The sequence below is a fragment of the Achromobacter sp. genome, from assembly GCF_057314935.1.
On the sequence record NZ_DBHKZA010000133.1, the window covers coordinates 1 to 8,821 of the forward strand.

The window sequence follows — 8,821 nt, forward strand, 5'->3', positions numbered from 1 at the left end:
CACCTGCCAGCTGTCGCGCACGCGTACGGGCTAACTGTGCCCGCGCTGTTACAGCTCCTGAACAAACGCCCGCGCCGCGCCGTTGCGACCGGGGAAACCCTCTCCCTGCCGGGATTCGAAGAATGAGCCTGAACGAGAAACAACGGCGGTTCGCTGCCGAATACCTGATCGACCTGAACGCCAAGCAGGCCGCGATCAGGGCAGGATATAGCCCGAAGACGGCCGAATCGCAGGGTTCGCGACTGTTGAGCAATGCAAAGGTGGCGAAGGCTATCCAGGCTGGCAAAGAGGCGCGGTCTGCCCGAACCGAGATTACCCAGGATCGGGTGTTACAGGAGCTGGCCCGCCTGGCGTTCTTCGATATCCGGCGGCTTTATCACGACGACGGCAGGTTGAAGGCGCCGCACGAGCTGGACGACGATACCGCCGCCGCGGTGGCGCAGTTGGAAAGCATCGAGGAGTTCGCCGGCCGGGGCGAAGACCGGGAAGCCATCGGCACCACCAAGAAGGCGAAGACATTCAGCAAGGATGCCGCGCTCGCCCTGGCCATGCGCCACCTGGGCATGCTGAACGACAAGCTGACGATCACGCGCCCGCGCGTTGTGCGCCGCGACCTGACCGGCCGCAAGGATGGCGCCTGATGCAGCCCGAGATTCACTACGACTACGCTGCCCAGGGGCCGGTGCTGGCCCAGTACATCGCCTCACGCGCGCCGCGGACGATGATCATGGGGCCGCTGGGCAGTGGCAAGACCAATGCCAGCTGCTGGCGCGCCATGGACATCATGTGCGAGCAGGAGCCGGACGCGCAGGGCGTGCGGCGATCCCGCGGCGCCGCAATTCGGAACACCTATCCGGACTTGATGAGCACCACGACCAAGGACTGGCTGGAAATGTTCGGCGATCTGGGCCGCTGGGTGGCCGGTGGCCTGGAGCCGCCGACGCATTACCTGTCCTTCGATCTGGACGACGGAACCAGCGTAGAGGCGGAGCTGGTGTTTATCGCCCTGGATCGGCCGGAACACGAGCGCAAGTTGCGCGGCCTGCAGTTGACCTTCGCCTGGCTCAACGAGGTCAAGGAACTGGTCAAGGCCATCGTGGACATGCTGGACTTGCGCGTCGGGCGCTACCCGAAGGACGTCCGGCCCACCTGGTTCGGCCTCTTTGGCGACACCAACGCGCCGGATAGCGACCACTGGTATTACAAGCTGGCCGAGGAAGAGAAGCCCGAGGGCTGGCTGTTCCTGCGTCAGCCGGGCGGGGTGGTGAAGCCAGGCGATCGGTGGCAGGTGAACCCCAAGGCTGAGAACCTGGCCAACCTGCCGCCGGGCTACTACGAGCGCGGCATGCAGGGCAAAAAGGAGGACTGGATCAAGGTCAACCTGGGCAACCAGTACGGCTTCGTGGTGGACGGCCGGCCTATCCATCCCGACTACCAGGACTCGATGCACTGCCGAGACTTCGAGCTGGACCCGCGCTTGCCGCTGATGATCGGCATGGACTTCGGCCTGACGCCGGCCGCGGTCTTCGCCCAGCGCCGCGCTATGGGCGGCTGGCGCATCCGGTCGGAACTGGTGGCGACCAACATGGGCGCCGAGAAGTTCGCCCACGAGATCCACCTTCACCTGGCCCAGATGTATCAGGGCTTCCACATCGGTGGCTTCTGGGGCGATCCGTCAGGTGACAACCGCGCGCAGAGCGACGAAACGACGCCGTTCCAGATCTTGAAGGCTGCCAACCTGCCCGCCGTGCCGGCCCCGACAAACGACCCGCTGTTGCGTTGCGGTGCGGTGGATGGCGCGCTGACGCGGATCATCGACGGAGAGCCGGGGCTGCTCGTGCATAGCGACTGCAAGACCCTGCGTAAGGCTCTGGCCGGCGGTTACTGCTATCGCCGCCTGGCCGTCTCTGGCGAGCGCTTCGCTGACGCCCCAGTCAAGAACATGTTCTCGCATGTGGCCGAGGCGGCGCAGTACCTGCTGGTGGGCGGCGGCGAGCACCGGCCGATGGTGACCAGAAAGCGCCCCGAGGGATCTGTCCGGCCAAGCCGGGCGATCATGGATTGATTTTCGCAGTTCACTGCGCGCGCGCGTAGACAGACTGGCGGCATTCCATCAATGGTGCCGCCATGTCGAGCCTCCTGTCCAAACCCAGCACCCCCAAGATCCCGGACCCGCCCGCACCCGCCGCTCCGCCTGCAGCGACCGATGCGGCGGCCGCCGGCCAGTCCGAAGCTGAACGCCTGCGCCGCCGTCGCGGCACGGCCAGCACCATTCTCACCTCTGACACCACGGCCGCGCCCGGCTCGGTGGCCACGAAAACCCTCCTGGGATCCTGATGGACAACCAGGACGTCGAGCTGGTGCGGGAAATCATGGCCGATCAGGCGGCCATGGAAGCGGCGCGCGAGTCGTTTCACGGGCAGTGGAATGAGGTGATCGAGCAGGTTTTGCCCCGCTATCGCAAGTTTGGCGAGGCCGCCAACAACACGCCCGGGCAGAAGCGTACCGAGAAAATCTACGACGCCACTCCTATGCTGGCCCTGCGGCACTTTGCAGCTGCCGAGGATTCCCTGATTACGCCGCGTGTGCAGAAGTGGCACCGGCTGACGGTTTCGATCGAGGACCTGAAGGATTCCCCGCCGGTCCGCCAATACCTGGAACAGGTCACCAACACCCTTTTCGCCCACCGGTATCGCTGGCGGGCCAACTTCGCCGCCCAGATCGGCGAGTCCTACATCAGCCACGGGGCCTTTGGCGCCGGCGGCATCATGATCGACGATGTGCTGGGGGATGGCATCCGGTACCGCACGCTAAGCATGAGCCGAACGTGGTTCAGCGAGGACGCGTTCGGCATGGTCGACAAGTGCCACGTCAAGTGGGGATTGACGCTGCGCCAAGCCGCCCAGAAGTTTGGCCGGGATGCGCTCACCCCGTCGATGCAGCTGGCGCTGGAGCGCAGCCCGGAGGCCGTCTACCAGTTCCTTCACGCCATCCGGCCGCGCACCGAGCGGGACAACAGCAGGGTCGACAGCCGAAACATGCCGATCCAGTCGGTCTGGCTGTGCCTTGATGCCGGCAACCACGTGGTCCAGCACAGCGGGTACAGAACGTTTCCGGCCGCCATTGGCCGCTTCTACGCGACCGACGATTCTCCGTACGGCTATTCCCCTGCGATGGACTCGCTACCGGACGTGCGCATGCTGAATGCCATGGAGAAAACCAATATCAAGGGCGCCCAGAAGGCCGTGGACCCGCCCCTGATCCTGGCGGACGACGGCGCGCTTGAGGCGTTCGACCTGAGGGCAGGTGCCCTGAACTTTGGATATATGGGCATGAACGGCAACGAGCTGGTCAAACCCCTTGGCCTGGGTGCCAACGTGCCCATGGGAATCGACTATGCGAACCAAAAGCGCGAGGCCGTGAACCTGGGGTTCTACGTCACGTTGTTCCAGATCCTGGTCGACAACCACCAGATGACGGCCACCGAGGTCTTGCAGCGTGCCCAGGAAAAGGGTGTGTTGCTCGGGCCCACTATGGGCCGTGTTCAGTCCGAAATGTTGGGCGCGCTGATCACCCGAGAGGTCGACATCTTGTCGCATGCGGGTGTGTTGCCGGAGATGCCGCCTGAACTCCAGGAGGCTGGCGGTGCGGTAGAGATCGAGTACGACAGCCCATTGAACCAGGCCATGCGAGCAGAAGAGGGCGCGAACGTCCTGCGCTGGGCTGAAGCCTCGTCGCCGTTCATCCAGGCTGATCCGAATGCCGCCCGCGCCATGAATGCCGAGGCGATCGTCCGGGGGCTGGGTGACGTCTTCAGCGTGCCGCAGAAGTACATGCGCACTGAGGAAGAAGTGGCCGAGCAGGACGCCGCCGCCATGCAACAACAGCAGGCCGCCCAGCTTCTGGAGGCTGCGCCGGTTGCCGCAGGGGCCGCCAAGGATCTCACCGCCGCTGCGGTCAACGCTTCGAACGCCCGCATATGAACATCCCATTCAAATTCCGCATGATGTTCGGCCGCCGCGTCGCTTACCGCCGCGCCTTTCTGGACGATAAGGGCCAGTTGACCGAGGCCGGCCAGCGCGTTATGGCCGACCTGGCGAAGTTCTGCCGTGTCCGCGAGTCCATCACAGTCGTTTCGCCGATCACGCGCACCGTGGACACCCACGCCTCAATGCAGGCGGAGGGCCGCCGCGAGGTGTTCAACCGCCTCGCCTATTACCTCAACCTCAGTGAACAAGACATTTTCCAGTTGATGGAGCGAGAACATGCACGCCCTGAATAAACGTTTCCTCTTTGCCCGCCTGTTGCGCAACGAAGCCGCAGCAGACACGCCGCCGGCTGGTGGTGCCCCTGCAGCTGCGGGGCCGGTCACGCCTCCGGCCGCAACCCCGGCGGTTAGCCCCGGCGCAGATTCGCAGGTTACTGCGCCCGCGTGGCACGAAAGTATCCAGGACGCCGGCCTCAAGGCGTTCATCGAAGGCAAGGGTTTCAAGGATGCGGGCGAAGCCGTAAAGGCGCTGCATGACCTGGAAGGCCTGACGGCAAAGCCGGAGTCGGCGGACGCATACAAGCTGCCAGTGCCGGAAGGCCAGGACGGAGCGTTCGCGGGCGAGGCGGCCAAGTGGATGCACGAGGCCGGAATCCCGGTGGCGCAGGCCCAGGCCCTCGCTACGAAGTGGAACCAGTACCAGGCGGACGTCCAGCAGGCAGCAGATACCGAACGCCAGCAGCAAGGCGAGCGTGACGTGCAGGCCCTGAAGAAGGAGTGGGGCGGCGAATACGACGCCAACACCGAACTGGCGCGCCGCGCGGTACGGACTTTTGGTGCCGACGAGCAGATGCTTGAAAAGATTTCCAAGTCCCTCGGCGATGGCGAAACCCTGCGGCTCTTCCACCGCATCGGCAAGCATCTCGGCGAGGGAACCCTGATACCGGCGGGCGGCGATCGCGGCGCAAACCCCCCGGCCAACTCTGACGCCGCACGAGCCGCTCGGATGTTCCCGAGCATGAAGACCTCTTAACCACCCAGGAGATATCGATGCCCACCATCGGTAACGAATCGCTCAGCATCATCGACGTCGCCAAGCGGCTCGACCCCAATGGCGACACCGCCGATGTGGCCGAACTGCTGGCGCAAACCAACGAAATCGTCCAGGACATCCCCTGGGTCGAGGGCAATCTGCCCACCGGCAACCGCACTACCATCCGTACCGGCTACCCGTCCACGACGTGGCGCAAGCTGTACGGCGGCACGCCGGTGTCCAAGTCCACGACCGCACAGGTGGATGACGCGTGCGGCATGCTGACCGCTCGCAGCGAACCCGACGTGAAAGCTGTGCGCATGGCCAACGATCCCGGCGCGTTCCGCCTGGACGAGGCCAACGCCTTCATCGAAAAGATGGGCCAGGACTTCGCCACTGCGTTCCTGTACGGCGACACGTCCATCAACCCCGAGCAGTTCTACGGCCTGCAACCGCGCTACTCGGCGATCAGCGGCAGCAACGTTTCGCAGAACATCATCAGCGCCGGCGGCAGTGGCAGCGACAACACCTCGATCTACCTCGTCGGCTGGGGCAAGAACAAGGTTTTCGGTATCTATCCGAAAAACTCCAAGGCGGGCCTCACGCACCAGGATCTGGGCGAGTTGGACGCGTTCGACGCCAACAACGATCGCTACCGCGCCTACGGCGACCTGTTCGAATGGGACTGCGGCCTGGTCGTGAAGGACTGGCGCTATGTGTCCCGCATTTGCAACATCGATGTGTCTGACGCTTCGTCCGGCACCGGCACGATGGCGAACCAGAAGCTGATCGAACTGATGATCGATGCCAAGAATCGCCTGCCCATGCTGACCGGCGGCGGCGTTCAGCCGCGGTTCTACGTGAACCGCACGATCAAGTCGGCGCTGGAAAAGATGGCCCTGAACAAGTCCAGCGCTGCCCTGTCGATCCGCGAGGCCGCTGGGCAGTTCGAAACCAATTTCCTGGGCATCCCCATCCGCCTGGTCGATCAACTGCTGAACACCGAGGCGGCTGTCAGCTAAGGAACGGCGCCGCCTTCGGGCGGCATCATCCCCAAGAAACTGGAGATATCCATGATTCTCGACAAGACCAACGAATTCTCGGACGGCCAAGCGGTTACCGCGACAGCCATCTCGACGAACGTCATTGACCACAACCCCGCGAACAAGAACGCCACGGTCGACATCGGCACCGGCGAGGACGTGTATCTGGTCGTCCAGGTTGATCAGGCCGCTACCGCTGCTGGCGCTGCCACCGTGGCGATCACGCTGGAATCCAGCGCGGCGGCCGGCCTGACTTCGCCTACGGTGCACTTCACGTCGGCGACCTATGCTCTCGCTGACCTGACGGCAGGCAAAGAGCTGATCAAGGTCAAGCTGCCTTCGGGCGACTACAAGCGCTTCCTGGGCGTGCGCTACACGGTCGGTACGGGCCCGCTGACTGCCGGTCAGTTCTCGGCGTTCCTGGTCAAGGACATCCAGACGAAGCAGCAATACAAGTCTGGCTTCACCGTCGCCTAAGCCATGGCCAAGTACATCGCACTGGAGCGGGGCCAAATCCCCGCCAACGTCACTCCGGTCAAACGGCCGGAGATGACGGGCGAGCGCCGGGTGATGCGCATGGTCGAAGAGGGGGAAGTGTTCGAATTCAACGGCGAGCCCGGCCGTTGGATGCGACCGTATACCCCCGACGACGAGGCCGCGAGCAGCCAGGCGGGAAACGCACGCGGCCGTCGTGGCCGGAGTTCGACGAGCGAGGCCGCGAGCAGCCAGACCGAGCAGACCGGTTCGCAAGCGCACCCCGGGCGCGGCGGCAACACCGACCGCGAATCGCAATAATGGACTGACCCATGGCCGTCTCTCAGGTAGACATCGCCAATCGCGCCCTCACCAAGCTTGGTGCAGGGCGCATCATTGCTTTGGACGACGATTCGCAGGCGTCGAACACCCTGTCGTCCATGTTCGACATCGTGCGCGATGCCGAGCTGCGCAAGAACCTGTGGCACTTCTCGAAGGCGCGGGCGCAGCTGCCGGCGCTCAGCGAGGTGCCCATGTTCGGATTCTCTCACCAATACCAGCTGCCGGCAGACTTCCTACGCCTCATCGAAGTCAATGGGCGGCGCTGCCAGCCCAAGCCCCAATTGGACGGCTGGTATTCCATCGAGGCAGGCCGGATCCTGATCAGTCAGTCGGGCCCGCTGCGCATCCGCTACGTCAGGCGGGTCGAGGACCCAACGCTGTTCGATGCTCTGTTTGTGGAGGCGTTTGCCTGCAAACTCGCATTCGAGTCCTGCGAGACGCTGACGCAGTCGAACACGAAGAAGCAGACCGCCGCGCAAGAGTATGAGGTGGCCGTGGCCGACGCCCGGCGTATGAACGCCATCGAGCGCCCCGCTGTGGCGACCGCAGATGATTCCTGGCTGGAGAGCCGACTGTAATGGCCAAGGACACCCCGATCCAGAACACATTCGACGGCGGCGTGCTGAGTCCGATGCTCGCCGGCCGGACGGACCTGGCCAAGTATTTCAATGGCTGCGCAGTGCTGGAGAATTTCTTGCCTTCGGTGCAGGGGCCGCTCGTGCGCCGCGGTGGCACTCAATACATTTTCGGGATCAAGAGTGGGGCGGTGCGGTCGTGGCTGATCCGCTTCCAGGTGTCCGAGCGCGTTTCCTACATGCTGGAGTTCGGCCATCTGTATGTCCGTTTCTACACGAATCGCGGGCTGCTGGTGGTGGGCGGCTCGCCAGTGGAAGTCGCTACGCCGTACACCGCCGCCGATCTGACTGCGGAAGATGGCACCTGCAATCTGCGCGTCGTGCAGAGCGCCGACACCATGTATATCTTCCATCGCCTTTATCAGACGCGAAAGCTGTTGCGGCTGAGCGCCACGTCCTTCTCGATGGTGCTTGCCGATTTCACCGATGGGCCGTTTGACGACGTGAACTCCAATGAAGGGATCACTGTCACCACCAATGCGGAAGTGGGGGCCGTGACTTTGACAGCCAGCGCGGGAATTTTCCTGCCGGCGCACGTCGGAACGCTGTTCTATCTGGAGACCGCAGACCTTTCCGCGGTGAAGCCCTGGGGCGTTTACCAGGAAGTGAACATCGGCGACCGACGCCGGGTCGACAATCGGGTGTACCAGTGCACCGCGGTCGGGCCGGTGAATTCCGAAGGGCCGCCGGTGACCGGAAATCAGACGCCGATCCACACCGAGGGCCGAGCCTGGGACGGTGACGGGCAGCCGGTTGAGAACGACCAGCGCGGATCTATCGGTGTGGAGTGGGAATTCCTGCACGCCGGCTACGGCATTGTCCGGATAGAAGGCTACACCGACGCTCAGCACGTCACTGGCACGATCGTTAAGCGGCTACCGACCGAACTGCAGCCCGGCGGCGGCAGCAGCACGACGGTCACGCCGTATCCCATCAGTTCCATCACCCCCACCGACCCGGCCTCGTCCCGCATCTTTGTAAGCGCGTCGGGTCATCCCTTCGCAAACCTTGATGCGATCGTCATCACGGGCACCAATTTCAAGGACGCCGACAACAGCGCGCCGGATACGAACCGCAACGGATCCTATGTGGTGCGCAACAGGACGGGATCAGGATACGAAATCAACGCGTCCTTTCCATCCGGCGGGGCCTACGCATACGACCCATTGGCCACCGGCGTGGCCACACGTACAGTCACCACCTCCTATTCGACCCATATCCCTTCGTGGAAATGGGCGTTCAGTCTGTTTTCAAACGCGAACGGGTGGCCTGAACATGGCGCGTTCTGGCGCCAGCGTTTGGTCCT

General features: G+C 63.8%; 11 protein-coding genes. All 11 read left to right on the forward strand.

Features of this window, described 5'->3' with window-relative positions; all coding sequences use genetic code 11:
• The first annotated feature begins 122 nt into the window (after window positions 1-122).
• Window positions 123-641, forward strand: a complete 519-nt coding sequence (locus ACO6D5_RS28405; protein ID WP_485827234.1) for a terminase small subunit — start codon at window positions 123-125, stop codon at window positions 639-641.
• Complete coding sequence (locus tag ACO6D5_RS28410) at window positions 641-2,065, forward strand: TerL (RefSeq protein ID WP_485827235.1); 1,425 nt, start codon at window positions 641-643, stop codon at window positions 2,063-2,065. The genes ACO6D5_RS28405 and ACO6D5_RS28410 overlap by 1 nt, the downstream gene beginning before the upstream one ends.
• 62 nt (window positions 2,066-2,127) lie before the next feature.
• On the forward strand, window positions 2,128-2,337 hold the full coding sequence (locus ACO6D5_RS28415) for a hypothetical protein (RefSeq protein WP_427937034.1): 210 nt from the start codon (window positions 2,128-2,130) through the stop codon (window positions 2,335-2,337).
• A complete protein-coding gene (locus ACO6D5_RS28420; protein WP_427937036.1) occupies window positions 2,337-3,983 on the forward strand; it encodes a portal protein in 1,647 nt (548 codons plus the stop codon). The genes ACO6D5_RS28415 and ACO6D5_RS28420 overlap by 1 nt, the downstream gene beginning before the upstream one ends.
• On the forward strand, window positions 3,980-4,282 hold the full coding sequence (locus tag ACO6D5_RS28425) for a Bbp19 family protein (protein ID WP_485827236.1): 303 nt from the start codon (window positions 3,980-3,982) through the stop codon (window positions 4,280-4,282). The genes ACO6D5_RS28420 and ACO6D5_RS28425 overlap by 4 nt, the downstream gene beginning before the upstream one ends.
• Window positions 4,266-5,021: a hypothetical protein gene (locus ACO6D5_RS28430; RefSeq protein WP_485827237.1), complete on the forward strand. Its 756-nt coding sequence runs from the start codon at window positions 4,266-4,268 to the stop codon at window positions 5,019-5,021. Before ACO6D5_RS28425 ends, ACO6D5_RS28430 begins: the two co-directional genes overlap by 17 nt.
• Window positions 5,022-5,038: 17 nt before the next feature.
• Window positions 5,039-6,043, forward strand: a complete 1,005-nt coding sequence (locus tag ACO6D5_RS28435; protein ID WP_427937042.1) for a major capsid protein — start codon at window positions 5,039-5,041, stop codon at window positions 6,041-6,043.
• A gap of 51 nt (window positions 6,044-6,094) precedes the next feature.
• Window positions 6,095-6,541 (forward strand): Bbp16 family capsid cement protein, encoded by a 447-nt coding sequence (locus ACO6D5_RS28440; protein WP_485827238.1) that lies wholly within the window; start codon window positions 6,095-6,097, stop codon window positions 6,539-6,541.
• A 3-nt stretch (window positions 6,542-6,544) separates the two neighbouring features.
• Window positions 6,545-6,859 carry a hypothetical protein gene (locus tag ACO6D5_RS28445; RefSeq protein ID WP_485827239.1) on the forward strand — a complete coding sequence of 105 codons (315 nt, stop codon included), beginning with the start codon at window positions 6,545-6,547 and terminating at the stop codon, window positions 6,857-6,859.
• A gap of 11 nt (window positions 6,860-6,870) precedes the next feature.
• On the forward strand, window positions 6,871-7,458 hold the full coding sequence (locus ACO6D5_RS28450; RefSeq protein WP_485827240.1) for a phage connector family protein: 588 nt from the start codon (window positions 6,871-6,873) through the stop codon (window positions 7,456-7,458).
• Window positions 7,458-8,821: phage tail protein (locus ACO6D5_RS28455; protein ID WP_485827241.1), on the forward strand; the 1,364-nt coding region annotated here is incomplete at its 3' end. The genes ACO6D5_RS28450 and ACO6D5_RS28455, both read left to right, overlap by 1 nt.

What these genes read in the sequence shown, in the direction of transcription:
- ACO6D5_RS28450 (WP_485827240.1), top strand. Translation starts at nt 6,871, where the DNA reads ATGGCCGTCTCTCAGGTAGACATCGCCAATCGCGCCCTCACCAAGCTT.
- ACO6D5_RS28415 (WP_427937034.1), top strand. Translation starts at nt 2,128, where the DNA reads ATGTCGAGCCTCCTGTCCAAACCCAGCACCCCCAAGATCCCGGACCCG.
- ACO6D5_RS28420 (WP_427937036.1), top strand. Translation starts at nt 2,337, where the DNA reads ATGGACAACCAGGACGTCGAGCTGGTGCGGGAAATCATGGCCGATCAG.
- ACO6D5_RS28425 (WP_485827236.1), top strand. Translation starts at nt 3,980, where the DNA reads ATGAACATCCCATTCAAATTCCGCATGATGTTCGGCCGCCGCGTCGCT.
- ACO6D5_RS28435 (WP_427937042.1), top strand. Translation starts at nt 5,039, where the DNA reads ATGCCCACCATCGGTAACGAATCGCTCAGCATCATCGACGTCGCCAAG.
- ACO6D5_RS28445 (WP_485827239.1), top strand. Translation starts at nt 6,545, where the DNA reads ATGGCCAAGTACATCGCACTGGAGCGGGGCCAAATCCCCGCCAACGTC.
- ACO6D5_RS28410 (WP_485827235.1), top strand. Translation starts at nt 641, where the DNA reads ATGCAGCCCGAGATTCACTACGACTACGCTGCCCAGGGGCCGGTGCTG.
- ACO6D5_RS28440 (WP_485827238.1), top strand. Translation starts at nt 6,095, where the DNA reads ATGATTCTCGACAAGACCAACGAATTCTCGGACGGCCAAGCGGTTACC.
- ACO6D5_RS28405 (WP_485827234.1), top strand. Translation starts at nt 123, where the DNA reads ATGAGCCTGAACGAGAAACAACGGCGGTTCGCTGCCGAATACCTGATC.
- ACO6D5_RS28430 (WP_485827237.1), top strand. Translation starts at nt 4,266, where the DNA reads ATGCACGCCCTGAATAAACGTTTCCTCTTTGCCCGCCTGTTGCGCAAC.